Consider the following 25,307-nt stretch of genomic DNA (forward strand, 5'->3'; position numbering starts at 1 on the left):
AGCGCGCTACTCGGCCGCGGCGCGGATGCCCGACGGTGCATCGGGGAAGGTGCAGATGACGGTGGTGCCCTTGTCCTTGCCGGTCTCGATGCGCACGCTGCCGCCGTGCAGCTCGACAAAGCTCTTGACGATCGACAGGCCTAAGCCCGCACCGCGCCGGCGCCCGCCATTGGTGCGCGGCTCGAAGCGGCGGAACACCGAATCGAGCAGGTCCGGCGGCATGCCGGGGCCGTTGTCATGGACGGAGAATTCCACACCTTGCTCCAAATGCCGGCAGGCAAGCGTGATAGTGCTCGCCTCCGGCGCGTAATTGGCGGCGTTGCTGAGCAGATTGTAGAGGATCTGGCGAACCCGGGTCTCGTCGCCGTGAAAACTCTTCGGCGCCGCAGCGGCGTCGATCCGGAGCTTGATCGAATGTTCTTGCAGCCGGTCGGCGACCAGTTCGGCCGCGGCCTCGATGGTGCGCTCGACGCTTACTTCCGAAATGTCGAGCTGCATGATGCCGGCGTCGACGGTGGCGAGGTCGAGTATGTCGTTGACGATGGTGAGTAGCACCGAGGATGACGAGCCGACATGCTCGACATATTCGCGCTGCTTTGGGCTGAGCGGCCCGGTCGCCGGCAGCGACAGAAGCTCGGTAAAGCCGATAATGTTGGTCAGCGGCGAGCGCAGCTCGTAGGAGACGTGCTGCACGAACTCGTTCTTCAGCTGGTCGGATTTCTGCAGCGCTTCGTTCTTGTCCTTCAGCGCGCGCTCGACATTGACGCTGTCGGTGACGTCCACAAAGGTCATCATCACCTGGCCGTTGGGCAGCGGGATGACGGCGTAGCTGAGCACTGTGCCGTTCTTCAGTTCGGTCTGGCCATGGCGGTCGCGGCGCTCGTCGTCGAAACCGGTGATGGCGGCGACGAACCCGCCCCACGGGCTGTCGACGGCGCGCTGGTCGCTGAGATCGCGGATCGCCGAGACATGGACGTTGGGCTTGATCACATCCTGGCTCAGTCCCCACAGCGCGACAAAGGCCGGGTTCGACAGGCGCAGCCGCCCATCGGGGCCGAACACCGCGACGCCTTCGGCCAGATTGTCGAGCGTTTCGCCCTGGACCCGCACCGCCGTCTGGTAGCGGCTTTCCAGGTCCATCTTCTCGGTCAGGTTCTCGAACACCCAGGTCACGCCGCCCTTCGGCTGCGGGTTGGCCACCACGCGGATGGTCTTGCCGTCGGGCAGATGCCACCAATGCTCTTGCGATTCCACCGCGCGGTAGGCGCCAAGCAGGCCTTCTTTCCAGCGCCGCCATTCCGGCTGCTCGGCGATCTTGCCTTCGCTGCGCAGCCGGTCGAGCAGCAGGGCATTGTCGGGCGCGCTGTGCAGGAAGCCCGGGTCCAGCCCCCACAGTTTCTGGAACGCCTGGTTGAAGAAGCGCAACTTCTCGTTGGCATCGAAGATCGCCACCGCCGTGTTGAGCTGGTCGAGCGTGTCGGCATGGCTGCGCACCGTGCGCTCATATTCGCCGCGAATGGTTTCGGTGGCGCTGGTGTCGCAGGCAAGGCCGGCCGAGCCGTCGGCACCGGCGAAGTCGGTGACGGCGAACACGCGGCGGTCGCCCTCGATCACCGTCGACAGCGTCTGTTCGAAGATCGGGCGCGATTTGTGCTGCGCGGCGATCTGTTCGCGCGCCTGGGCGCCGAGGAATTCCTTGGCTTCGCGCACCGCGGTCTCGGCGTTCGGTGCCTCGACCGCTCCGGCATAGGCACGGTTGACCCATTTCAGCCGCCCGTCGGTGGCGCGCAGCCAGGCCGGCATCGGCAAGGCGTCGAGCAGGCCGATCATGGTCTCGTAGTCGGCGGCCAGCCGCTGGTTCTCGATCTTCAGCCTGGCCTGGCTTCGCTGCGTCTCCGACAGCGAGACGAAGCGCACCAGCACATGCGCGGCGCTCTTGCGGCCATGCACTTCAAGCGGCGCCCCGGCCTGCGATTCGATCACGAGATCAAAGGGTTTCGCTTTCTCGCGCAGACCAGCGACGGCATTTTCGAGCGCCGCCGCCGAGCGCGGCATCAGCCAGCGGCCGAAGGCGAGGAAGGCTGCACGGTCGTCCGGCGCACCGCTTTCCAGCGGCAGCGTGCCGATCAGCTCCGGCTTCTTGTTCTCGGACGCCCAGACGATGACGCGCTGGTCACGCAGATTGAGCAGCGCCTCGGAGCGCTGCAGCGCCGCATTGATGTCGGCAATGCGGGCTCTGAGTTCGACATTCTGCGCCGAGGTGCGGGCTCTTTCGCGGATCAGGAAGATGGCCGAGACCAGTGCCGCGCCCATGACGCCGACGAACATGGCGAGCTGGATGACTTCGACCGCGCTGACCGACAGTCCGGCCTTCTGCGCAATGGCCGGCTCGGCATGGGCGGCAAACGAGGTGAGCGGGCCGGCAAGAGCTGAGGTGGCAAGAAAGCCGGCGGTGCGGGCGCCAACGCGCCTCTTCAGGCCACCGCCTGTAGTGACGGAGCCATTGCTATCGGAATCGTCATGGCCGCCGGAAACGGCCGATCCCGCGCGAGGCGGGTTTTCCCCCGGCATGCCTTGGTCCTCTTCGCCGCCTGAATGCAAGACCGCCTAGATCAGGATCACGTTTGATGGAAACGCCCTTCTGACCTAACTCTTTTCTAAAGAGCATGATCTTTTCCGAAAACCGCTTCCCACTTTTCGCTGACGCGGTCCTTCGGTTCGAATCATGCTCTCGATGCGTACGCCGGCCTCGTCCCCGGCCCACGAATCAGCACAATAGCGCGTGCTGGAATCGGCGTGAAGAATCATCCGCGCAAAAAAGAAGCCGGGCGAAAAGTCAATCGCCCGGCTTCAATATCTAGTGGTAAACGCCGCTTTGGCTAATAGCGGTAGTGTTCCGGCTTGAACGGACCCTGCGGGGTCACGCCGATATAGGCGGCCTGTTCGCCGGAAAGTTCGGTCAAGCGGGCTCCAAGCTTGTCGAGATGCAGACGCGCCACCTTCTCGTCGAGGTGCTTGGGCAGCACATAGACCTGGTTCTGGTACTGGCCGGGCTTGGTGTAGAGCTCGATCTGCGCCAGCACCTGATTGGTGAACGAAGCCGACATCACGAAGCTCGGATGACCGGTCGCGTTGCCGAGGTTGAGCAGGCGCCCCTCGGACAGCAGGATCATCCGCTTGCCGTCCGGGAAGGTTATCATGTCGACCTGCGGCTTGACGTTGGTCCATTGCAGGTTGCGCAGCGACGCGACCTGGATCTCATTGTCGAAGTGGCCGATATTGCCGACGATCACCATGTCCTTCATCGAGCGCATGTGGTCGAGGGTGACGACATCCTTGTTGCCGGTGGTGGTGATGACGATGTCGGCGGTTGGTGCGGCATCTTCCAGCGTGACGACTTCAAAGCCGTCCATCGCCGCCTGCAGCGCGCAGATCGGATCGACTTCGGTGACCTTGACGCGGGCGCCGGCGCCCTTGAGCGAAGCCGACGAGCCCTTGCCGACGTCGCCATAGCCGCAGACGACCGCAACCTTGCCGGCCATCATGGTGTCGGTGCCGCGGCGGATGCCGTCGACCAGCGATTCCTTGCAGCCATATTTGTTGTCGAACTTCGACTTGGTGACCGAGTCGTTGACGTTGATCGCGGGGAACGGCAGCAGGCCCTTCTTCTGCAGCTGGTAGAGACGGTTGACGCCCGTCGTCGTCTCTTCGGTGACGCCGCGAATGGCTTCCTTCTGCTTGGTGAAGAAGCCGGGTGAGGCCTTCAGGCGCTTCTTGACCTGGGCGTAGAAGTATTCCTCTTCCTCGCTCTGCGGGTTGGACAGCACGTCCTCGCCGGCCTCGGCGCGGGCGCCGATCAGTATGTACATGGTGGCGTCGCCGCCATCGTCGAGGATCATGTTGGAGAGGCCGCCATCGGCCCACTGGAAGATCCTGTCGGTGTAGTCCCAATACTCCTCGAGCGACTCGCCCTTGACGGCGAACACCGGGATGCCGGCCTCGGCGATGGCTGCGGCCGCATGGTCCTGGGTCGAGAAGATGTTGCACGAGGCCCAGCGGATATCGGCGCCAAGCGCCTTCAGCGTCTCGATCAGCACCGCAGTCTGGATGGTCATGTGCAGCGAGCCGGTGATGCGCGCACCTTTCAACGGCTTCTTGTCGCCGAATTCCTCGCGGCAGGCCATCAGGCCCGGCATTTCGGTTTCGGCGATATCGAGTTCCTTGCGGCCCCAGCCGGCAAGCGAGATGTCGGCGACCACATAGTCCTTGCTACCTGTCATGGCAGTGCTCCGGTGTGATTTGTCTTCAGAATGCGCCTGCGCCACACGGCGCGTCGAAGGGCGCGGAATGCCGGCCTGACTAGCAGATCGCCGCCAAGACGACAATGGATATAAAGAAATCTTTATGCGCGTATGTGTTTTACGGGGATGCATGCCGCCCAAAAGTATCCCGCGGTTTTGGGACAACGGCGTTCAAAGCAAAAACTTCAGCACTCTTCGCCGAAGCGCGAGGCGACCAGCTGCTCCAGCGCGTCCATCGCCGCTGCGGCTTCAGCGCCGCTGGCGGTGACGCGGATCGAATAACCGGGGCTCGCCGCCAGCATCATCAGCCCCATGATCGAGGTGCCGCCGACCTTGAGACCATCCTTCTCGACATGGACGGTGGCGTCGAAGCCGCTGGCGACCTGGACGAACTTCGCCGAGGCGCGCGCATGCAGGCCGCGCTGGTTGACGATCGGGAACTCGCGCACGATCTCACCGGGCGACAGCGCGTTCATTTGCTGCTCAGCAGCTGACTTGCGACGTTGATGTATTTGCGCCCCGCGGCCTGCGCCTCGTCGAGCGCGGTCGCCATGTTGTCGCCCTTGCGGATCGACGACAGCTTGATCAGCATCGGCAGGTTCATGCCGGCGATGACCTCGGTGCGACCGGATTCCATCACCGAAATGGCGAGGTTGGAAGGCGTGCCGCCGAACATATCGGTCAGAACGATGACGCCGGTCCCGGTGTCGACGCGGCCGACGGCGTCGACGATATCGCGCCGACGCTGCTCCATATCGTCATCGGCGCCGATTGCCACGGTTTCGAAATTGTCTTGTGGCCCCACGACATGTTCCACGGCATGGCGGAACTCGGCGGCCAGTTGACCGTGCGTTACAAGCACGAGTCCGATCATTCTATGGTGGCTCCCGTCATCGCCGCTTCACAGGCGCTTTTTATGCTCGCCGGCCATCCCAGGCGGCGGGAGCGCTATCTTGTCGACGCGCGGCGCGTTGACAAGCCCAAAATTGCGTCGGCCATGGCCAATTTGACGCATTGCAGCAAAAAACCGGCGGCGGATCATACGAAAGACGCAATCGCCAGCCGCGCCATTACCGCCGGCAAAGCCGCAGTGACGTTGCGCTGAACGAGGTCGATGCGCGGCACCACACAGCCGGCAATGGTCGCGCTCGACTCTTCCTGGAAACGCTCCACAGCGTTTGCGGCAACCAGCTGGATCGTAAGGTCGATGACCCCAACAGGTTGGAACAAAAGCGGCTTCGGACCAAGTCCGGGCACCTCTGTGAGGCCGGCGATGCTGGCGGGCGCATGGCAGACCAGCCGCCCGAAACGCGCCGCGACAAACAGCTGGTCGTCGCCGATCAGCCGCGCAAACAGCCCGAGCCGGCTGAAATGGTCGATGAGCGCCAGCGCCAGCGTTGTCTTGCCCGAGCCGGACGGCCCGGTGATCAGGACGCCCCGCTCGCCAATCAGGATTGCGGTGGCATGGATGTTCTCGGGTTTCGCGGTGGGATCGGGCATGCGCAGCCGCGATCAGCCTTCGGCCGGCAGCGTAACGACGAAGCGCGCGCCCTTGATGTCGCCGGGCTTGGTGCCGGGGATGTTCTCGGCGGTCAGCGTGCCGCCATGGGCTTCGACGATCTGCCTGGATATCGACAGGCCAAGCCCTGAATTCTGGCCGAACGCCTCGCCGGCCGGGCGGTCGGTGTAGAAGCGCTCGAAGATGCGGTCGATGGCGTCGGCGCGGATTCCGGGGCCGTTGTCGTCGACGGTGACGATGTTGACCTTGCCCGAGCGTGCCAGGGAAATGGCGATGTGACCGTGGTCCTCCGGCACGAAGGAGCGGGCATTCTCGATCAGATTGGTGATGACCTGGCCGATCCTGAGATCATGGCCGGTGACGAAATAGCCTTTGACGCCTTGCGGCAGCTTGGCGGCCTTGAATTCGATCTCGACAGCCTTTTTGTTGCGCGTCGCTTCGCGCGACACGGCGACGAGATCGGTGATCAATTTCTTCAAATCGACCGTGGCGGCATCCTCACGCGCCAGTTCGGCGTCTAGGCGCGAGGCATCGGAAATGTCGGTGATCAGCCGGTCGAGACGCCGGACATCGTGCTGGATGATCTCCATCAGCCTGCCGCGTGAATTGTCGTTCTTGGCCAGCGGCAAGGTCTCCACCGCGCTGCGCAGCGAGGTCAGCGGGTTCTTCAGCTCGTGCGAGACATCGGCGGCGAAGCTTTCGATCGCCTCGATGCGGGCATAGAGCGCATTGGTCATGTCGCGCACCGCGACCGACAAATTGCCGATCTCGTCCTGGCGGTCGGAAAAGTCGGGGATCTCCTCGCGGCTCTTGACGCCGCGCCGCACCCGCACTGCCGCCGCCGATAGGCGGCGCAGCGGATTGGCGATGGTGGATGCGAGCAGCATCGACAGGATGGCGGTGACCAGGGCGGCGATGCCGAACACGCGCAAAATAGCCTTGCGTTCGGCGGCGACGATCTTGTCGATGTCGCCGCCTTCCGTCGACAGCATCAGCACGCCGAGGACGGCACGGAAGCGCTGGATCGGCACCGCCACCGAAACGATCTGCTCGCCCTGTTCGCTCACCCGCACGATCGTCGATGGACTGCCGGTCAGCGCCTTGACCACTTCCGGGAAGGCCGCACCGTTGCCGCCGGGCTGCTCATGGTAGACGGGCAGGTCCTTGTTGCGGAAGAAGTCGAAGACGAATTTCTGCACGCGCTCCAGCATATCCGGCTGCTCGTCCTCGACCGGCGGCAGGTCGTAGCGCAGGATTTGGCCGCGCGAATAGAGATGGCGCGAATCGAGCAGCAGATTGGCGTCGCGGTCATAGATGCGGGCCCGGGTGCGCGTCGGCGAAATCAGCCGCCGCAGCACCGGCGCGACGCGCTCGGGATTGATCGGGAAATCCAGATTGTCGAGCTGGTCGGAGCCCGGCCCCAGGCTTTCGCCGGCCTGCAGTTCAAGCAGTTTTTCTGGATCGATGCTGATCGAATCGGTCTCGACCGTCGCCGACGCGGCAATGGCGCCGGCGATGATCTCGCCCTGCGTCATCAGGCTTTCGACGCGGGCGTCGATCAGCCCGTCGCGGAAGGTGTTGAGATAGAGGATGCCGGTGACCAGCACGGCGAGACCGGCCAGGTTGAGGAACAGGATGCGCCGGGTCAGGCTGGAAAAGATGTGGTGGCCGAGGAAGCGGCGCATCGGCACCGTCAACCTCGACAGGAATGCGGGCAGAATCCGCGACCGCCTGACAGCGCTCGTTCGTCTGCTCCGCTGTACATCCACTGCCATCGAATAGCAGCTCCCGCCTAGTCTTTGGTTTTATGCATGTCGTCGTCCCAAAAACCGCGACCACTTTTGGGCGACATGCATCAACTCAAGCTTCGCGGAACCGGTATCCGACTCCGTAAAGGGTTTCGATCATTTCGAAGTCGTCATCGACGGCCTTGAACTTCTTGCGCAGCCGCTTGATGTGGCTGTCGATGGTGCGGTCGTCGACATAGACCTGCTCATCATAGGCGGAATCCATCAGCGCATCACGGCTTTTTACCACGCCGGGGCGCTGCGCCAACGAGTGCAGGATGAGAAATTCGGTGACCGTCAGCGTCACCGGCTCGCCCTTCCAGGTGCAGGTATGGCGTTCCTGGTCCATGACGAGCTGGCCGCGTTCCAGCGAACGGGCCTGCTGGCTGGGCGCCTTTGCCGCAGCTTCGCGGGCGCTGGCGCGGCGCAGCACGGCGCGCACCCGCTCGACCAGCAGGCGCTGCGAGAACGGTTTGCGGATGAAATCGTCGGCGCCCATCTTGAGGCCGAAAAGCTCATCGATCTCATCGTCCTTCGAGGTCAGGAAGATCACCGGCAGGTCGGACTTCTGCCGCATCCGGCGCAACAGCTCCATGCCGTCCATGCGCGGCATCTTGATGTCGAGGATGGCGAGATTCGGCGGCCGCGCCGCCAGGCCTTCCAGCGCCGACGCACCATCCGTGTAGGTCTCGACGCGATACCCCTCGGACTCGAGGGCGATCGACACCGATGTCAGAATGTTGCGGTCGTCATCGACAAGCGCGATTGTTGCCATTTCAAGCGGCTCCCTCATGAGCTGTCCCTTCTGTCTTAGAGAAGGGGCTTTTGCAGGACAAATTAGGTACAAAATGTGGCACAGGCTCCACCCGCTGTCGCGGACGGCTTGCCGGCGGCCCCATCGGAACCTCTACACGGGTTGGACGAACACTGTGTGCCAATCCTTTGGGCAACCACCGTGATTTTTTGCACATATAAACGATTTAAACAACTTTCAAAATTTTTAAATCGATTAATGATTTGATATCATTCGAGTTTTCTGGTCCTCACCGTCTCAGCCCCTAACGCGGGCTCGCCGGAAACGCGCCGGCAAAGTGCGGCGAATCCAGAAGAAGGGACCCTTGATGTCGGAAGTCGGCAAACGCAATTCTGCTTGCGCGATCGATCGTATCGGCCTGAAAACCACCGGCACGGTGCATTATAATTTTGGTGCGGCCGCCCTTTATGAGGCAGCGATCCGTCGTGGCGAGGCCCGGTTGACCGCCGGCGGCGCGCTGCTTGCCGAGACCGGCCAGCACACTGGCCGCTCGCCCAAGGACAAGTTTGTCGTCCGCGATGGCGCCACCGAGCCCCATGTCTGGTGGGACAACAACAAGGCGATTTCGGCGGGCCAGTTCGAAATGCTGCTCGCCGATTTCCTTGTCCACGCCGCGAATAGCGATCTCTATGTGCAGGACCTCGTCGGCGGCGCCGATGCCGAGCTGAAGCTGCCGACGCGGGTCATCACCGAATTCGCCTGGCACTCGCTGTTCATCCGCAATCTTTTGATCCGCCCGCAGGCCGCCGAGCTTGAGGATTTCGTGCCGGAGATGACGATCATCGACCTGCCGTCCTTCCGCGCCGATCCGGCCCGCCACGGCAGCCGCACCGAAACGGTGATTGCGGTCGATCTCACCCGCAAGATCGTGCTCATCGGCGGCACTTCCTATGCCGGCGAGATGAAGAAATCGGTGTTCACCATGCTCAACTATCTGCTGCCGGAAAAGGGCGTCATGCCGATGCACTGCTCGGCCAATGAGGGCCCGGCCGGCGACGCGGCGATCTTCTTCGGGCTTTCCGGGACGGGCAAGACGACGCTGTCGGCCGATCCGTCACGTACGCTCATCGGCGACGACGAGCACGGCTGGGGACCGCACGGCATCTTCAACTTCGAAGGCGGCTGCTACGCCAAGACGATCCGGCTGTCGGCCGAGGCCGAGCCGGAGATTTTCGCCACCACGCAGCGCTTCGGCACGGTGCTGGAAAATGTCGTGCTCGACGCCGACCGCGTGCCGGACTTCAACGACGGCCGGCTCACCGAAAACACGCGCTGCGCCTATCCGCTGGATTTCATCCCCAATGCCTCGAAGAGCGGACGGGCCAGCCACCCGAAAAACATCATCATGCTGACCGCCGATGCCTTCGGCATCATGCCGCCGATCGCACGGCTGACCCCGGCGCAGGCGATGTATCACTTCCTCTCCGGCTACACCGCCAAGGTGGCCGGCACCGAGAAGGGCGTTACCGAGCCGGAAGCGACCTTCTCGACCTGCTTCGGCGCCCCGTTCATGCCGCGCCACCCCAAGGAATACGGCAATCTGCTGCGCGAGCTGATCGCCCGCCACGGCGCCGATTGCTGGCTGGTCAACACCGGCTGGACCGGCGGCGCCTACGGCACCGGCAAGCGCATGCCGATCAAGGCGACGCGCGCCTTGCTGGCCGCAGCGCTTGACGGTTCGCTGAAGGCGTCCGGTTTCCGCACTGACGCCAATTTCGGCTTCGAGGTGCCGGTTGCGGTGCCTGGCGTCGAGAGCGCCATTCTCGACCCGCGTTCGACCTGGGCCGACAAGGCAGCCTATGACCGGCAGGCAGCGCGATTGGTCGGCATGTTCGCCGTCAACTTCGAGAAATTCGAGAGCCATGTCGATGCCGTCGTGCTCGGCGCAGCACCCCGCCTGCAGGAAGCTGCGGAATAGTCCAGGCATCTTCACCGAAGCATCCTTGAAAGGCGCGGTCTCGATCGGGCCTTTTCTTTTTTGGTCCGCCGCGCCATGACTGCGGCATGCCTATCGACGACATCATCATATCAGACGAAGCCGTAATCCATCCGGGCGACCTGCACGAGGATTTCATCCGCTCGTCGGGTCCCGGCGGCCAGAACGTCAACAAGGTGGCGACCGCCGTCCAATTGCGCTTCGACGCCGCCAATGCAGCTGGCCTGTCCGAACGCGTGCGCGCGCGCACGATCAAGCTCGCCGGCCAGCGCGCCACCAAGGACGGCGTCATCGTCATCGAGGCCGGCCGCTTCCGCACCCAGGAGCAGAACCGGGCCGATGCCCGGGCAAGGCTGACGGCGCTGGTCGCCAAGGCCGCGGAACCGCCGCCGCCGCCGCGCAAGAAGACCAGGCCGTCGAAAGGCTCGGTGGAGCGGCGGCTGCAAAGCAAGGCAGGGCGCGGCACGATCAAAAAGCTGCGCGGCCGGGTAGAGAACGACTAAGGACCGCGCCGACTGCGCATAAAGCGGCCTCCCCTGCCGCAGCCGCAAGGTTTCGCCATTGCCACAGAAAGGGAGGCCGACAACGGTGGCTTCGGGTCGCCGTTTCTGATTGGCGGTGGCATGGTTTCAGTATCAACCGGAGGCGAAGTCATGCTCGTTCTGCCCAAAGGCGTCCGCCACTTGCCTGGTTATCTGTCCCGCGCGGCGCAGGAAGCGCTGGTCGAAGAGGTGAGGACAATTGTACAGCGGGCGCCGCTGTACGTGCCGGCGATGCCGCGGACCGGCAAGGAGATGAGCGTGCGCATGACCAATTGCGGCACGCTCGGCTGGGTCACCGACAAGGAGCTGGGCTATCGCTACCAGCCAACGCACCCACTCACCGGAGAGCCATGGCCGCCGATCCCGGACGCGCTGCTGCAATTGTGGCGGGAGGTCGCCGCCTATCCGAATCCGCCGGAGGCCTGCCTGGTCAATTTCTATACGCAGGACGCCAAAATGGGTCTGCACCAGGATCGCGACGAAGCCGATTTCTCGGCCCCAGTGGTCTCGGTGTCACTTGGCGACGATTGCCTGTTCCGGGTCGGCCAAGTGACGGGCAGGGGGGCCACACGCGACGGCGGTACCAAATCGTTCCGCCTGAAAAGCGGCGACGTCGTCGTGCTCGGCGGCGAAGGCCGGCTCTGCTTCCACGGCGTCGACCGCATCTATCCGTCGACCTCGGCGCTGCTGAAAAAAGGCGGCCGGATCAATCTGACGCTGCGGCGGGTGACGGAGCCCGGCTAAAGTCGTCGCGAACAAGGACCCTCAACGTATCGTCCTCCGCGATCTGGCGATAGTGTTGCATGAAGCGGACGAAATCCTGCCGGCCGGAAAGCTCGGTCAGCCACAAGATGTCCTCCTTCTGCACAATGACCAGCGATGGCTGGTTGGTTTCGAGTTGGGCAACCTTGTCATCGATGTAGCGATCGGTGATCCGCTTGTAGTGTTCGGCCCCCGCCTCGTTGCCGCTTTGCGCCTCGACCTTCGCGAAATAGGTAGCAAATCCCCCGAGCCAATCGCTGCAGTACGTCGAGATCCAGCTCCCGCCGACCATTCGCGTCAGCGGATGGCCCGCCGCAATGTCCGAACCTATGAGCGCGACCTTCGGATGGTCTACCGCGGCATTTATCGTCGCGACGAAATCGGCGCTGGGCTTCTGGCTGGGCCAGAAGGGGACAGCATTGGCCAAAATGGTGGCGGCAAGCAAAAGCATCCGCGCCAGCCCCATGCCCGATAGCGATTGCCTCGCCGGGTCAATCTGGATGGCTCTGAGTAGCAACGCCGCCGCTATCAGGCTGATCGCCGGGAATGCATGATAGGGCCAGCCCTTGGCCTGGTAGACGAGAGGCACGGTGGCGGCCAATGACGCCAGGACGAACACCACGATCATCGGCGACAGGGCGAGGCCCGGCCGAAGCGAGCGCAACATGTAGAGAGCGATGAGATAGGCTGGTGCATACTTGACCAACAGCGCTTGCACCACCCGCAGCCGCATATAAGTGTCGGTCAGCACCGGATAGATGGTGTTGAGGAACTCTGGATAAAAGTACAGCACGGCGACGAGATAGGCGACGCAGACCAAGCCGATTACCCAGTATTCGATGCGGAAGAGCGACCAGATCGACCGGCGCTGAAAGGCCACGTACAGCGCCGGAACCAGCACCATCAGCGCATAATAGGGTTTCACCAGCACCAGGACGCTGCCACAAAGGCCGGCCAATGCCGCTATCGACAAGCTCGGGGTGCGCCCTTCCGTCGGCGCGGCGCGCCAAGCCATCAACACCAGTAACGGCAGAAACAGGGCGATGCCCAGATGTTCCCGCTCGCTGAAAGCGTTGCCCGGAAGAATGATCAGCAGTGCCAGAAACAGCGGCAGCATCGAGAACAGCACATGGTTCTCGGCAAAGCCGGCCAATCTAGCGATCCGCGCGGCAATGCCGAGACCCAGCAGGCAGATCGTATAGGCATAGAGATGAATGACGACTTCCGGCGAAATGCCGAGAGCGTGCGCCAAGGCCACGGCCGGCATGAACATCCACGGCGTGAACGGCGGATTGACCTCGAAGAGATCCACATAGAGCCGTGAGCCGGCAAGCACCTTCTCGGACATGGTGATTGCCCAACTGGTGTCGGGTATGACGCCCCAGCGCATCTGCCAGGGCACGGCCGCCACCAGCACGAGCAGGCAGATGACCCTGGTCGGTGGCAGCGTTCGCGAGCTGCCCTGGGCCGAAGTCAGGGCGGATCTCTCGATGAGCGAAGTGCGGGTCTCCGTACTCATCGGGCCGCCACGAAGACGAATTTGCGCAGGATAATGAAGTTCAGGACCGGAACCAGGATGGAAGCGATTGCCACTGGCACCAATGGCGGCAGTCCAGCTACGTCGGTAAGGATCATAGCCAGCCCGACCGAGAGCAGAAACCCGATCGCCGTGGCGCAGGCGAAGCGGACGATCTCGAAGCCAATCGAGCCGTCCGACATGAACGTCACGAAGCGATGCCCGCAATAGGAGAACACCGCGCCGGCGCCATAGCCAGCGACCGAGGCGATTGTCGCAGGCCTGCCAAAGCCATGCAGAGCCGAAAGGGCCAAGGTCAGCACGGCGTAGATCAGGGTCGATACGCCGCCGATTGCAGCAAACCGCAGGATTCGCGCCGGCTCCGAACGGCCCATGGCCCATGACCAGAACCGGTAGCCGGGCAAAGGATCGTTGACCGCCTGGCGCACAGTCAACCGAACCGGCGTTCGTGCGTCGCGGGCGGCGTCTTTTTCGACGTCTGGGAATTGCTGATGGCGGCGATCGCTTCCTCGAAGCCGGTCAGCCGGTCGACGACGTAAAGCGGCCGCCGTTTCACCTCGGCATGAATGCCGCCAACATAAAGGCCGATGACGCCGGTCATCAGCAGATTGATGCCCGACAGGAAGGAAATGATCACCACCGTCGATGTCCAGCCATGGACGACGCCGCTGACAAAAAGCCAGGAAAACACCGCGTAGAGCCCAAGCAGGGCGGCGAGACCGGAAATGGCCAGACCCGCCCATAGCGCCAGCCGCAGCGGCTTGTCGGAAAAGCTGATGATACCGTGCACGGCCAGCCGGACCATCTTCCAGAACGGATATTTGGTTTCGCCTGCTGCCCGCGTCGGCCTCTCGAACGGCACGGCGGTCTGCTTGAAACCCATCCAGCCGAACATGCCGCGCACGAAGCGGTCACGCTCGGGCATGCGTTTGAAAGTCTCGAGCGCCTTGCGGCCGACGAGGCGGAAATCGCCGACATCGCGCGGAATGCTGACGGAGGTCATCTGCTCGAGCGCGCGATAGAACAGATTGGCGCTGACCCGCTTGAACCAGGTTTCGCCCTCGCGCCGGATGCGCTGCGCATAGACGATCTCGTAGCCTTCTTTCCACTTGGCGACGAGATCGAGCACCACCTCCGGCGGGTCCTGCAGGTCGGCATCCATGACGATGACGGCGTCCCCGGCGGCAGCATCCATGCCGGCCGTGATGGCGATCTGGTGGCCGAAATTGCGCGACAGCTCAATCAGCCGGAAGCGATCGTCCTCGGCAACCATGCCGCGCAGGAAGATGAGGCTGGTGTCGCGGCTGCCATCGTCGATGAAAATCGCTTCGGCACGGCCGTCCAGCGCGTCCAGCAGCATGCGGATCCGCCGCACCAGCAGCGGTAGCACCGCTTCCTCGTTAAAGATCGGAATGACCAGGGAATAGACCGGGGCTTGGCGGCCCCCGGCATCGCTCGCATTGATCACCGCTTGCTCCCGACCCGCTGGAATTGCAGCAAAAACTAGCCGGGATTGCCTAAGGCGCCGTTAACCCAGTCGTCACAGTTTCCTGAGCGCCACTTCCTCGACCAAATGATTGGCGCCCTTGCGCAGGATGAGGTCGGCGCGCGCCCGTGTCGGCACGATGTTCTCGCGCAGGTTTTTCAGGTTGATGTTGGCCCACAAGCCTTCCGCAATGGCGCGCGCGGCGTCTTCCGAAAGCTGCGAATAGCGGTGGAAGAAGGAGTCCGGATTGCGGAAGGCCGTCTCGCGCAGCCGCATGAAGCGGGCGATGTACCATTGGTGGATCAGCTTTTCGTCGGCGTCGATATAAATGGCGAAATCGAAGAAATCCGACAGGAACGGCACGATCTTGCCGTCCTTCGGCAATTTGCCGGGCTGCAGAACGTTGATGCCTTCGAAGATCAGAATGTCGGGCCGGTCGATGGTGACGAACTCGCCGGGAATGACGTCATAGGTCAAATGCGAATAGACGGGCGCGCGGACATTGCGCTGCGCCGACTTGATGCCCGAGAGGAAACGCAGCAGCGCACCGACATCGTAGCTGTCGGGAAAGCCCTTGCGCTCCATCAGATTGTCGCGTCGCAACACCTTGTTGGGCAACAGGAACCCGTCGGTAGTGATGAGATCGACCTTGGGGCTCGACGGCCAGCGCGCCAGAAGCTCCTTCAGCACGCGCGCCGTGGTCGATTTGCCGACCGCAACCGAACCGGCAATGCCGATGATGAACGGTGTCTTGACCACATCCAGCGCGTTGAAGAAGGCCTGGCGCTGGCGAAACAGCAACTGGCTGGCCTCGACATGCGCCGAAAGCAGCCGCGAGAGCGACAGATAGATGCGCTTGACTTCTTCCAGGTCGACCGGATCGTTCAGTGAGCGCAGACGGTTGATCTCGTCTTCGCCCAGCGTCATCGGCGTGTCGGCGCGGAAGTTCGACCATTGCTCGGCCGAGAAGAAACGATAGGGGGAATATTTCTCGGTCGGAGCGAGCTGGTCCATCGAGTTTCCTGCCCTCTAGAGCATGAGGCCGAAAAGTGTGAAGCGGTTTTCGGGCGACAACATGCTCCCTCTATCAATTTAGAGACGGATTCAGATTTAAGGCCTCGGCCCGAAATCATCCGGCTCTCGCGGTCAGCCTTTCGGCCGGGATGCCTTTTCAGTGACGCCCGAACGGCCGGTACGGCCCTCAAGCTCCTTCAGCACCTCGCCCAGCGAAACGCCGGCCATGCCAAGCACGACGAGCCAATGATATATGAGATCGGCACTTTCGGAAACGAGGGCATTTTTGTCGCCTTTGACGGCGGCAATCACCGTCTCGACTGCCTCTTCACCAAGCTTCTGCGCCGCCTTGTCGATGCCTTTGGCGAACAGTTTTGCCGTCCACGAGTCCGGGTCGCCGGAACGGGCGCGTTCGCCAATGATCGTTTCCAGATCGGACAGCGAAAATTCAGCCATGGCGCAACCTACAGCCTTTGTGGAGTGGATTGAACCGGGTAGTCCAGCCGCATCGGCAGCCCGGCCTCGGCCATATGCGCCTTGGCTTCCGCAATCGTGTAAGTGCCGAAATGGAAGATCGAGGCCGCGAGCACGGCGCCGGCGTGGCCGTCGCGAATGCCCTCGACCAGATGGTCGAGCGTGCCGACGCCGCCCGACGCGATGACCGGCGCGCGCACCGCATCCGCTATCGCGCGGGTCAGCGCAATGTCGTAACCGGCCTTGGTGCCGTCACGGTCCATCGAGGTCAAAAGAATCTCGCCGGCGCCGCGATCGACCATTTTTCGCGCAAACTCGACCGCATCGATGCCGGTCTTTTCACGGCCGCCATGGGTGAAGATCTCCCAGCGGTCGGCTTCATTGGGTGCCGACACCTTCTTGGCGTCGATGGCGACGACAATGCACTGGTTGCCGAACTTGTCGGCGGCTTCCGCGACGAAATCGGGGTTCTTCACCGCCGCAGTGTTGATCGACACCTTGTCGGCGCCGGCCAGCAACAGTTTGCGAATATCGGCCACCTGGCGCACGCCGCCGCCGACGGTCAGCGGCATGAAGCACTGTTCGGCGGTGCGGGCGACGACGTCGAAGATGGTTTCACGGTTGTCGGACGACGCGGTGATATCGAGAAAGCAAAGCTCGTCAGCGCCGGCCGCGTCATAGGCTTTGGCCGCCTCGACCGGATCACCGGCATCGATGAGGTCGACGAAATTGACGCCCTTGACGACGCGGCCGTTCTTGACGTCGAGGCAAGGGATGACTCGGGCCTTCAGCATCAGCCCTTCTCCATCGTCGCCAGCAACTCGCTGAGCAGTTCGCCGACCAGCGGCGGAACCTCGGCCTGCGCATCGAACGCCGGATCGTAGGCGGAAATGGTGATGCCGGAAATCGGCAGCAGGCCGGCCATGCCGCAGACAGCCTGACGCAGCTGTTTCGGCTCCGGGCCGCCGGGCGTGGTGTAGCGGTTGACCTGCAGCGCCCCGGGGTCGTGCACGTCGAGATCGAGATGCAGGTGCACCCGCTTCGCATCCGGCGCCTTCAGCCTGCCGCTCGCCGTCGCCCAGTCCGGGCATTCGGTGCGGATGACCGGCAACGTCTTCAACAGCTCTGTTTCGGCCGGATCGAGATCGCGCGCGTTGACCAGCACGCAGCGCGCCGGATCGATCGGCTTGAAGCCGGGGATGGCCGAGGCCATCGGCTTCCAGCACAGGCCGAGAACCGTGGCCAGCGCCATGCCGTCGAGAAAGCCGAAGATGGACGTCTCCGGCGTGTTGAGATCGCCATGCTGGTCGGCCCAGATGATCGCATCGGCATCCTCGCCGGCAACCGCACCGGCCGATGTCAGACAATTGCCGGCCAGCACGATGGGAAGCCGGCCGCGGTCTATGGCGATGCGGACCTCGCCGGAGACGGCGCCGCACACGGCAAAGCCGGTGGCGATCTCGCGCTGCTGTTCGTCGCCAACCCTGCCGATATCGGTGACGACGACGTCATGCCCGGAGAGCGTCAGCGCGTCGACCAGCCCGCCGGCGACGAGTGCATCCGGGCCTCGGCCCATGCCGCCGTGATAGTGGCCGCTGTCATAGGAGGCCAGGATGATGGAAATTTTCACGGCCGGGTCTCCATCGCCTTGCCCTGCAGCACCGCAAGCGCCTCGGCCGGGTCGATGCGCCCGTCATAGAGCGCGCGGCCGGAGATGGCGCCTTCCAGTTTCTTCGCATCGGGCATGGTCATGCGCACGATGTCGGCGATCGAAGCCAGCCCGCCCGAGGCGATGACCGGGATCGAGACCGCGTCGGCGAGATCGATCGTGGCATCCCAGTTGATGCCGGTCAGAACGCCGTCGCGGTCGATATCGGTGTAGATGATGGCGGCAACGCCGGCGCCCTCGAATTTCCGCGCCAGTTCGATGACGCCGAGGCTGGAGGCCTCGGCCCAGCCTTCGACCGCCACCTTGCCGCCCTTGGCATCGATGCCCACGGCGATCTTTCCAGGAAATTCCTTGCAGGCTTCCCGGACCAGGTCGGGATCGCGCACCGCCACCGTGCCGAGGATGACGCGGGCCAGCCCGCGGTCGAGCCAGTCCTCGATCTGCGCCAGCGTGCGGATGCCGCCGCCGAGCTGCACCGGGTTTTTCGTCGCCTTGAGGATGGCGCCGACCGCCGCGCTGTTGACGCTCTGGCCCTTGAAGGCGCCGTTGAGGTCGACGACATGCAGCCATTCAAACCCTTGCTCTTCGAAGGCCTTGGCCTGGGCCGCAGGGTCGTCATTGTAGATGGTCGCGGTCGCCATATCGCCGTGCTTCAGCCGCACGCACTTGCCGTCCTTGAGGTCGATGGCCGGAAACAGGATCACCGTTCAGACCCCTTCCACAATGGCGAAATGCGAGGTCGAATAAGCGCGCCGGAATTTCAGCGCTGCCTGGTATTCGGGGGAATGGAAGCAAGCCAGCGCGATCTCGTAGCTTTCGAACTCGACGATCACATGGCGATTGCCGGATGGCCCTTCCGGGCATGACGACTGACCGCCTCGCGTCAGGAATTTCGCGCCGTATTTGTCGAACGCCGCTTTGTTGGCGGCGATGTATTTCGGATAGTTTTCCGGATCGGTCACATCGACCATCGCCATCCAGTAACCCTTCTTGCTCATCTCAAGGCCTCCAGCGCAGGAAGTTGGTGATCAGTGCCAGGCCGAGCGCCTGGCTCTTTTCCGGATGGAATTGCGTGCCGGCAAGGTTGCCGCGCGCGACCGCCGCCGTTACCGGGCCGCCATAATCGGCGACGGCCAGCACCTCGTCCGGCTTTGTCGCGTCGAGATGATAGGAATGAACGAAATAGGCGTGCAGACCCTTGGGTCCGGTTGCAATGCCGGAAAACAGCGGGTGCTTGCGCTCCAGATCGATGGTGTTCCAGCCGATTTGCGGGATCTTCAGTGCCGGATCGGCGGGCGTGATCTCCGTGACGTCGCCGGCAATCCAGCCGAAGCCCTTGGTCACGGTCTTTTCCAGGCCGCGCTCCGACATCAGCTGCATGCCGACGCAGATGCCGAGGAACGGCCGCGCCTTGGCGATCGCTACCTCTTCCACCGCTTCCCACATGCCGGCGACGCCGCGCAGGCCCGCCGCACAATCGGCATAGGCGCCGACGCCGGGCAAAACGATGCGGTCGGCGCTGCGCACACGCTCGGCATCGGCGGTCAGCTCGATGGCAGCGGCAATGCCGGCTTCATGCGCGGCGCGCTCGAAGGCCTTGGTGGCCGAGCGCAGATTGCCCGACCCGTAATCGATGATGGCAACCCGCATCTCAGGCTTTTCCCGGCGTATGGCTCAGGCCCAGCGTCAGCCCGGTCTGCGTCGGCCGGGCCAGGCTGGCGTCCGGCACGATGCGCGGCAGCGGCGCCGGCTCGTCGGCAAGCGCCTCGGCGTCCAGTGTCTGGCGGATGTCGGCATCGTCAGGATTGTCGGCTTCGACGACGCCCCATGCATGCCAGCCGCGGCGGCGAAGGGCTGCGAGCCGCAACCCTTGGCCTTCCAGCCCGATATAGAGCAAGACCAGTAAAGACAATGCGGAGCCGGCCCAGTCCAGTCCCAGCCATTGGCCGAGCACCGAGATAAACCCCATGGCGACGAAGGCGAGCGCGGCCTCGATCCAAAGCCGGTGCCAGGCGAGCCACAGCGGCGCCACCAGGAAAGCCAGCCAGGAAAAACCGTCGCGGACAAAAATGGGTGCGTCGGCCGCCTCGGTGCGGCCTGGCGGTTCCATCACGACATAGATGGCCATCAGCCTACCCTTTCAGAGATCCCTTGGTGGAGGGAACCGCTTCCGGCTGGCGCGGGTCGCGCTCCAGTGCGAAACGCAGCGCGCGCGCCACCGCCTTGAAGCAGGTCTCGGCAATATGGTGATTGTTGGCGCCGTAATGGTTGGTGACATGCAGCGTGATGCCGGCATTCTGCGCCAGCGCCTGGAAGAATTCACGCACCAGTTCGGTGTCGAACGTGCCGATCTTGGGCGACGAGAAGGCGACATTCCAGACCAGGAACGGACGGCCCGACACGTCGATCGCGGCCCGCGTCAGCGTCTCGTCCATGGCAAGGTCGACAGAGGCATAGCGCATAATGCCGCGCCGCTCGCCCAGCGCCTTGGCCAGCGCCTGGCCGATCGCAATGCCGGTGTCCTCGACCGTGTGGTGGTCGTCAATGTGCAGGTCGCCCTTCGCCTTCACCGTCATGTCGATCAGCGAGTGGCGCGACAGCTGGTCCAGCATATGGTCGAAGAAGCCGACGCCGCTCGACATGTCGGATTTTCCGGTGCCGTCGACATGGACCCAGACACTGATCTCGGTTTCCTTGGTCTTGCGGCTGACTTCGGCGGAACGGGACGCCATGACCTTGTCCTTGGCTGAGGGGTTCGAAACTCAAGACGGGGTTCCAAGCTGTCATTTGCTTGAAAACGAAAGCCTTCTAGCAGCATGATCCGGCGATTGCCAGTTGCGATGCGGACAGCCACCGGCCATGGCGGACGCCGTTTGCAATCACCCGCCCCATGCATACATATGGCCGATCGAAATCACTCGTACCGCGCGCCAATCGCCTTATCGGGATCGCGCGAATCGGAGCTAAAAATGTCGAATGAACTGAGCATGCACGCCACGACCATCGTGACGGTGCGCAAGGGCAACAAGGTGGTGATCGCCGGCGACGGCCAGGTCAGCCTTGGCCAGACCATCATGAAAGGCAACGCCAAAAAGGTGCGCCGCATCGGCAAGGGCGGCAATGTCATTGCCGGTTTCGCCGGCGCCACGGCGGATGCTTTCACCCTTCTGGAGCGGCTCGAAGCCAAGCTCGAACAATATCCCGACCAGTTGACGCGCGCCTGCGTCGAGCTCGCCAAGGACTGGCGCACCGACCGTTATCTGCGCCGGCTGGAAGCGATGATGCTGGTGGCCGACAAGTCGGTTTCGCTGGCGCTCACCGGCACCGGCGACGTGCTGGAGCCCGAATTCGGCGTCATGGCCATCGGTTCCGGCGGCAACTATGCGCTGGCCGCTGCCCGCGCGCTGATGGACAGCGACAAGGATGCCGAGGAGATCGCCCGCAAGGCGATGCAGATCGCCTCCGACATTTGCGTCTACACCAACAACAACTTTGTTGTCGAAACGCTCGATGCCGGCTAACCCGCCGGTGCTCTATGATTTTCGACCGGTTACCGAAAAAGACCTGCCGATGATCGCCGGCTGGCTGGCCGAGCCGCATGTCGCCGAATGGTGGGACGATCCGGAGACGGAAATCGCCGAAATCCGGGAGCACATTGACTCAATTTCTGTAGAGCCGCTGATCGTCGAGCTCGACGGCAGGCCGATCGCCTATCTGCAGAGCTACGATCCGCATCTGGAAGATGGCCATCCCTATGCCGACCAGCCGTTCGGCACGCTCGGCATCGACCTGTCGATCGGCGTGCCGGACCTGGTTGGCAAAGGTCATGGCTCGGCGATCGTCAGGCAATTCGTCGAGCAACTGTTCGATGAAGGCGCGCCGCGCATCATCATCGATCCGCATCCCGACAATGGCCGCGCCATCCGCGCCTATGAAAAAGCGGGCTTCAGGGCTATCGATCGCAGGCACTCTAGATATGGGGACGTCGTGCTGATGGCTGCCGATGCCGAAGACGGCGACGCGGAAGAAGGGGAATGAGTTGATGGCGACACCGGGAACTGCCAAAAATTACTCGGCCTACGAAGACAGCTGGCGGATGGGGCTTCTGCTCGCGCTCGCTCTGCTCATCTTCCAGGCCGGCGCCCTTTACGGCATGGGCCGCACGCCGATCTGCACCTGCGGGTACGTCAAACTCTGGCACGGTGTGGTGAACAGTTCGGAGAATTCCCAGCATATTTCCGACTGGTACACGTTCTCGCACATCATCCACGGCTTCCTGTTCTACGCCTTGGCCTGGTTCCTGTTCCCGCGCTCGCCAATCGGTCTGCGCCTGGCTTTCGCCGTCGTCATCGAGGGCGGCTGGGAACTCCTGGAAAACAGCCCGTTCATCATCGAGCGCTACCGCGCCGGCACCATCTCGCTGGATTACTATGGCGATAGCATCATCAATTCGGTATCCGACACACTGGCCATGATGCTGGGATTTGTGATGGCGCGAAAGCTACCTATATGGAGCATCGTCGGCCTCGCCCTCATCTTCGAACTGGGTGTCGGCTACCTCATCCGGGACAATCTGACGCTCAACGTGATCATGCTGCTGCATCCGTTCGAGTCCATCAAGCAGTGGCAAAGTGGAATCTAGTGATATGACCACCTTCTCTCCCCGTGAAATCGTTTCGGAACTCGACCGCTTCATCATCGGCCAGAAGGACGCCAAGCGCGCCGTGGCCATTGCCTTGCGCAACCGCTGGCGCCGCCAGCAGTTGGAAGGCCAGATGCGCGAAGAGGTGATGCCGAAGAACATCCTGATGATCGGCCCGACCGGCGTCGGCAAGACCGAGATCTCGCGCCGCCTGGCGCGGCTCGCCGGTGCGCCTTTCGTCAAGGTCGAGGCCACCAAGTTCACCGAAGTCGGCTATGTCGGCCGCGATGTCGAGCAGATCATCCGCGACCTGGTCGAGATCGCCATCGGCCTGGTGCGCGAGAAGATGCGCGAGGACGTGAAGGCGCGCGCGCACCTCAATGCCGAGGAGCGCGTCCTTGAAGCCCTGGTCGGCAAGACGGCGAGCCCGGCGACCCGCGATTCCTTCCGCAAGAAGCTGCGCGACGGCGAGCTCGACGACAAGGAGATCGAGATCGAGGTTGCCGACACCGGCACCGGCGGCATGCCCGGCTTCGAGATCCCCGGCATGCCGGGCGCCAATATCGGCGTGCTCAACATCAACGACATGCTGTCGAAGGCGATGGGTGGCAAGAAGACCAAGGCGCGCAAGACGACGGTCAAGGAATCCTACGCGCTGCTGGTCAACGACGAGTCCGACAAGCTGCTCGACCAGGACGAGGTGGTGCGCCGGGCGCTCGACGCGACCGAAAATGACGGCATCGTCTTCCTCGACGAGATCGACAAGATCGCCTCGCGCGAAGGCGGCATGGGCGCCGGCGTCTCGCGCGAAGGCGTGCAGCGCGACCTGCTGCCGCTGATCGAAGGCACGACGGTTGCGACCAAATACGGACCGTTGAAGACCGACCACATACTGTTCATCGCCTCGGGCGCATTCCATGTCTCCAAGCCCTCCGACCTGTTGCCGGAATTGCAGGGCCGCCTGCCGATCCGTGTCGAGTTGCGGGCGCTGGAGAAGGATGATTTCATTCGCATCCTCACCGAGACCGAGGCAAGCCTGATCAAGCAGTATATCGCACTGATGAAGACCGAAGGCGTCGATCTCACCTTCACCGACGACGCCATCGATTCGCTGGCCGGCATTGCCGTCGACCTCAACGCCAGCGTCGAAAACATCGGAGCGAGACGCCTGCAGACGGTGATGGAGCGCGTGCTGGACGAGATCTCCTACGACGCGCCCGACCGCAACGGCACCAGCGTCGCCATCGATGCCGCCTATGTGGAAAAGCATGTCGGCGACCTCTCGCGAAACACAGATTTGTCGCGATTCATCCTTTAAACGAGGGCGCCGGTTCATCCGGCGCCGGTATTAGAGCGCCGCGCGTCCTTTGGACACGCAAAGGTCGCTCTAGCAGTATTGAATCGATGCATCGGACTTTCCAAAAATCGGTTTCGATCTTTGGGCCGATGCTTAGGCAACAATCCGGCTAACAGGTTGATGTGTGGCCGGATGGTATCATCGGACCACCTTTCGTCTTGCCGGCTGCAGGGGCGCTCTCGACTCGACCGGGAGCACTCCCTAGTTTGCGCGCAATTCTCTAGACGCAATTCCGGACGGAAAGCCGTTTCACACTTTCCTGGAATTGCTTGGGCGGCGGCGCATGAAAAAACTGATCCTTGTCATTCTCGGCTTGACGCTGGCGGCGACGCTGTTCGCGGCTGACGCGGCGACATTGGTGCCGGCGGGGAACCGCAATGTCGTGCAGCCCGACATACCGGGCGCCTCCAGCCGCCGCACCCAGGCGACCAACACCACCTTCCAGGCCAAATACCGCAAGGTCTACGCCTTGCTTCAGAACGACGCCGAACTGCGCGCCAAGATCAGGAAGGCCGCCGCTGCCTACGGCATCAATCCTTTGCACATCGTCGGCGCCATCGTCGGCGAGCACACTTACAATGTCGACGCCTACGACCGGCTGCAGACCTACTATGTCAAGGCGATTTCCTACCTCTCCAGCAAGCTGTCCTTCGCCTATGACGGAGAGGACATCACCGATTTCGTGCAGCGGCCGGAATTCAAAAAGTGCACGATGTCGGACAGCTACGACCTGTGGGAATGCCGCGAGCAGGTGTGGAACCGCTCCTTCCGCGGCAAGACCGTCGGCGGCACAAGCTTTCCCAACGACCGCTTCGGCGCCACCTTCTTCCAGCCCTACTATGCCGGCCAGACCTTTGGCCTCGGCCAGCTCAACCCGCTGACCGCGCTGCAGATGAGCGATCTCGTGCACAAGGTGTCAGGGCTGCCCGAGCTCGATGTCGCCGATCCCAATGGGGTCTACAAGACCATCATGGATCCGGATCTGACATTGCCCTACGTGGCAGCGACAATCAGGAAGTCGATCGACGCCTACAAAAACATTGCCGGCTTCGACATCTCAGGCAATCCGGGGCTGACCGCCACGCTCTACAATGTCGGCAATCCCGAGCAGCGCGCCTATGCGCTGAAGGTTGAAAACGACAGACGTCGCGCAGCGGGTGAGGCGGTCAAACTGCCCGAGGAGAATTATTACGGCTGGCTGGTCAACGACAAGCTGGACGAGCTGAAGGCGCTGTTTTAGCGGGCTTAGCTCAGCCGTCTACCTCCCCCTTTGTGGGGAGGTCGGACCGCAGGTCCGGGTGGGGGCCGGTGCCGCACCCCCCCCCCCCCCGCGCGGGGGCGGGGGTTGTTAGGGGGGGCCGCCGCCCGCCGCCCCCCCCGCGGTGGGGGGGGGGGGCGCCCCGCCGCGCGGGGGGGCGCCCGGTGCCGCACCCCCACCCCGCTGCTTCGCAGCGACCCTCCCCACAA

General features: G+C 63.1%; 27 protein-coding genes. 8 read left to right on the forward strand and 19 right to left on the reverse strand.

Annotation, left to right across the window (positions count from 1 at the left end; all coding sequences use genetic code 11):
- Nucleotides 1–6 precede the first annotated feature (6 nt).
- The 7 genes from NKH35_RS06825 to NKH35_RS06855 all read right to left on the reverse strand — a co-directional run bounded on the left by NKH35_RS06825 (nucleotide 7) and on the right by NKH35_RS06855 (nucleotide 8,382).
- Complete coding sequence (locus tag NKH35_RS06825) at nucleotides 7–2,571, reverse strand: sensor histidine kinase (RefSeq protein WP_023672300.1); 2,565 nt, start codon at nucleotides 2,569–2,571, stop codon at nucleotides 7–9.
- A gap of 308 nt (nucleotides 2,572–2,879) precedes the next feature.
- Nucleotides 2,880–4,280 carry an adenosylhomocysteinase gene (gene ahcY / locus NKH35_RS06830; protein ID WP_023681401.1) on the reverse strand — a complete coding sequence of 467 codons (1,401 nt, stop codon included), beginning with the start codon at nucleotides 4,278–4,280 and terminating at the stop codon, nucleotides 2,880–2,882.
- 206 nt (nucleotides 4,281–4,486) lie between these two features.
- Complete coding sequence (locus NKH35_RS06835) at nucleotides 4,487–4,777, reverse strand: HPr family phosphocarrier protein (RefSeq protein ID WP_023672303.1); 291 nt, start codon at nucleotides 4,775–4,777, stop codon at nucleotides 4,487–4,489.
- On the reverse strand, nucleotides 4,774–5,175 hold the full coding sequence (locus NKH35_RS06840) for a PTS sugar transporter subunit IIA (RefSeq protein ID WP_023672304.1): 402 nt from the start codon (nucleotides 5,173–5,175) through the stop codon (nucleotides 4,774–4,776). The genes NKH35_RS06835 and NKH35_RS06840 overlap by 4 nt, the downstream gene beginning before the upstream one ends.
- Nucleotides 5,176–5,339: 164 nt before the next feature.
- Complete coding sequence (locus tag NKH35_RS06845; RefSeq protein ID WP_352913892.1) at nucleotides 5,340–5,801, reverse strand: HPr kinase/phosphorylase; 462 nt, start codon at nucleotides 5,799–5,801, stop codon at nucleotides 5,340–5,342.
- A 12-nt stretch (nucleotides 5,802–5,813) separates the two neighbouring features.
- Nucleotides 5,814–7,595: a sensor histidine kinase gene (locus tag NKH35_RS06850; protein WP_352913895.1), complete on the reverse strand. Its 1,782-nt coding sequence runs from the start codon at nucleotides 7,593–7,595 to the stop codon at nucleotides 5,814–5,816.
- A gap of 85 nt (nucleotides 7,596–7,680) precedes the next feature.
- Nucleotides 7,681–8,382: a response regulator transcription factor gene (locus NKH35_RS06855; RefSeq protein WP_010912942.1), complete on the reverse strand. Its 702-nt coding sequence runs from the start codon at nucleotides 8,380–8,382 to the stop codon at nucleotides 7,681–7,683.
- A 346-nt stretch (nucleotides 8,383–8,728) separates the two neighbouring features.
- Between NKH35_RS06855 and NKH35_RS06860 the strand changes: the two genes are divergently transcribed.
- From NKH35_RS06860 to NKH35_RS06870, 3 genes are all read left to right on the forward strand, one after another.
- Nucleotides 8,729–10,339, forward strand: coding sequence for a phosphoenolpyruvate carboxykinase (locus NKH35_RS06860; RefSeq protein ID WP_023710430.1), 1,611 nt, complete (start codon nucleotides 8,729–8,731; stop codon nucleotides 10,337–10,339).
- 86 nt (nucleotides 10,340–10,425) lie between these two features.
- Entirely contained in the window at nucleotides 10,426–10,860 is a 435-nt protein-coding gene (arfB, locus tag NKH35_RS06865) for an alternative ribosome rescue aminoacyl-tRNA hydrolase ArfB (protein ID WP_023672309.1), read from the forward strand.
- Nucleotides 10,861–11,010: 150 nt separating this feature from the next.
- Nucleotides 11,011–11,643 (forward strand): alpha-ketoglutarate-dependent dioxygenase AlkB family protein, encoded by a 633-nt coding sequence (locus tag NKH35_RS06870; protein ID WP_023710431.1) that lies wholly within the window; start codon nucleotides 11,011–11,013, stop codon nucleotides 11,641–11,643.
- Here the strand turns inward: NKH35_RS06870 and NKH35_RS06875 are convergent.
- From NKH35_RS06875 to hisB, 12 genes are all read right to left on the reverse strand, one after another.
- Nucleotides 11,606–13,180 (reverse strand): hypothetical protein, encoded by a 1,575-nt coding sequence (locus NKH35_RS06875; protein ID WP_352913897.1) that lies wholly within the window; start codon nucleotides 13,178–13,180, stop codon nucleotides 11,606–11,608. The genes NKH35_RS06870 and NKH35_RS06875 overlap by 38 nt on opposite strands.
- Nucleotides 13,177–13,626 carry a GtrA family protein gene (locus NKH35_RS06880; RefSeq protein ID WP_050588916.1) on the reverse strand — a complete coding sequence of 150 codons (450 nt, stop codon included), beginning with the start codon at nucleotides 13,624–13,626 and terminating at the stop codon, nucleotides 13,177–13,179. The genes NKH35_RS06875 and NKH35_RS06880 overlap by 4 nt, the downstream gene beginning before the upstream one ends.
- Before the next feature lie 2 nt (nucleotides 13,627–13,628).
- A complete protein-coding gene (locus NKH35_RS06885; RefSeq protein ID WP_156033673.1) occupies nucleotides 13,629–14,666 on the reverse strand; it encodes a glycosyltransferase family 2 protein in 1,038 nt (345 codons plus the stop codon).
- Nucleotides 14,667–14,738: 72 nt separating this feature from the next.
- On the reverse strand, nucleotides 14,739–15,698 hold the full coding sequence (gene coaA / locus NKH35_RS06890) for a type I pantothenate kinase (RefSeq protein ID WP_023672313.1): 960 nt from the start codon (nucleotides 15,696–15,698) through the stop codon (nucleotides 14,739–14,741).
- A 132-nt stretch (nucleotides 15,699–15,830) separates the two neighbouring features.
- Complete coding sequence (locus NKH35_RS06895; protein ID WP_023672314.1) at nucleotides 15,831–16,154, reverse strand: phosphoribosyl-ATP diphosphatase; 324 nt, start codon at nucleotides 16,152–16,154, stop codon at nucleotides 15,831–15,833.
- Nucleotides 16,155–16,162: 8 nt separating this feature from the next.
- Nucleotides 16,163–16,969 (reverse strand): imidazole glycerol phosphate synthase subunit HisF, encoded by an 807-nt coding sequence (hisF, locus tag NKH35_RS06900; protein ID WP_023695992.1) that lies wholly within the window; start codon nucleotides 16,967–16,969, stop codon nucleotides 16,163–16,165.
- A complete protein-coding gene (locus tag NKH35_RS06905; protein WP_023727856.1) occupies nucleotides 16,966–17,802 on the reverse strand; it encodes an arginase family protein in 837 nt (278 codons plus the stop codon). Before NKH35_RS06905 ends, hisF begins: the two co-directional genes overlap by 4 nt.
- Nucleotides 17,799–18,545, reverse strand: coding sequence for a 1-(5-phosphoribosyl)-5-[(5-phosphoribosylamino)methylideneamino]imidazole-4-carboxamide isomerase (hisA, locus tag NKH35_RS06910; RefSeq protein WP_023694622.1), 747 nt, complete (start codon nucleotides 18,543–18,545; stop codon nucleotides 17,799–17,801). The genes NKH35_RS06905 and hisA overlap by 4 nt, the downstream gene beginning before the upstream one ends.
- A gap of 3 nt (nucleotides 18,546–18,548) precedes the next feature.
- Complete coding sequence (locus NKH35_RS06915; protein ID WP_023710435.1) at nucleotides 18,549–18,839, reverse strand: DUF1330 domain-containing protein; 291 nt, start codon at nucleotides 18,837–18,839, stop codon at nucleotides 18,549–18,551.
- 1 nt (nucleotide 18,840) lies between these two features.
- Nucleotides 18,841–19,491, reverse strand: a complete 651-nt coding sequence (hisH, locus tag NKH35_RS06920; RefSeq protein ID WP_023710436.1) for an imidazole glycerol phosphate synthase subunit HisH — start codon at nucleotides 19,489–19,491, stop codon at nucleotides 18,841–18,843.
- 1 nt (nucleotide 19,492) lies between these two features.
- Nucleotides 19,493–19,969 carry a DUF2628 domain-containing protein gene (locus tag NKH35_RS06925; RefSeq protein ID WP_352913902.1) on the reverse strand — a complete coding sequence of 159 codons (477 nt, stop codon included), beginning with the start codon at nucleotides 19,967–19,969 and terminating at the stop codon, nucleotides 19,493–19,495.
- Nucleotides 19,970–19,973: 4 nt separating this feature from the next.
- Nucleotides 19,974–20,573 carry an imidazoleglycerol-phosphate dehydratase HisB gene (gene hisB / locus NKH35_RS06930; protein ID WP_352913903.1) on the reverse strand — a complete coding sequence of 200 codons (600 nt, stop codon included), beginning with the start codon at nucleotides 20,571–20,573 and terminating at the stop codon, nucleotides 19,974–19,976.
- A gap of 237 nt (nucleotides 20,574–20,810) precedes the next feature.
- Here hisB and hslV point away from each other — a divergent pair, with 237 nt between their 5' ends.
- The 5 genes from hslV (at nucleotide 20,811) to NKH35_RS06955 (ending at nucleotide 25,080) form a co-directional block, all read left to right on the forward strand.
- Nucleotides 20,811–21,362 carry an ATP-dependent protease subunit HslV gene (gene hslV / locus NKH35_RS06935; RefSeq protein WP_023672322.1) on the forward strand — a complete coding sequence of 184 codons (552 nt, stop codon included), beginning with the start codon at nucleotides 20,811–20,813 and terminating at the stop codon, nucleotides 21,360–21,362.
- Nucleotides 21,352–21,879, forward strand: a complete 528-nt coding sequence (locus NKH35_RS06940) for a GNAT family N-acetyltransferase (protein WP_352913905.1) — start codon at nucleotides 21,352–21,354, stop codon at nucleotides 21,877–21,879. Before hslV ends, NKH35_RS06940 begins: the two co-directional genes overlap by 11 nt.
- A 4-nt stretch (nucleotides 21,880–21,883) precedes the next feature.
- Entirely contained in the window at nucleotides 21,884–22,483 is a 600-nt protein-coding gene (locus NKH35_RS06945) for a DUF2585 domain-containing protein (protein WP_352913907.1), read from the forward strand.
- A gap of 4 nt (nucleotides 22,484–22,487) precedes the next feature.
- Entirely contained in the window at nucleotides 22,488–23,801 is a 1,314-nt protein-coding gene (gene hslU, locus NKH35_RS06950; RefSeq protein WP_023672325.1) for an ATP-dependent protease ATPase subunit HslU, read from the forward strand.
- A gap of 322 nt (nucleotides 23,802–24,123) precedes the next feature.
- On the forward strand, nucleotides 24,124–25,080 hold the full coding sequence (locus NKH35_RS06955) for a DUF1402 family protein (RefSeq protein ID WP_352913909.1): 957 nt from the start codon (nucleotides 24,124–24,126) through the stop codon (nucleotides 25,078–25,080).
- Nucleotides 25,081–25,307 lie beyond the last annotated feature (227 nt).

The sequence above is a fragment of the Mesorhizobium sp. M1143 genome (assembly GCF_040318435.1).
In the GTDB taxonomy this organism is placed as follows: Bacteria; Pseudomonadota; Alphaproteobacteria; order Rhizobiales; family Rhizobiaceae; genus Mesorhizobium.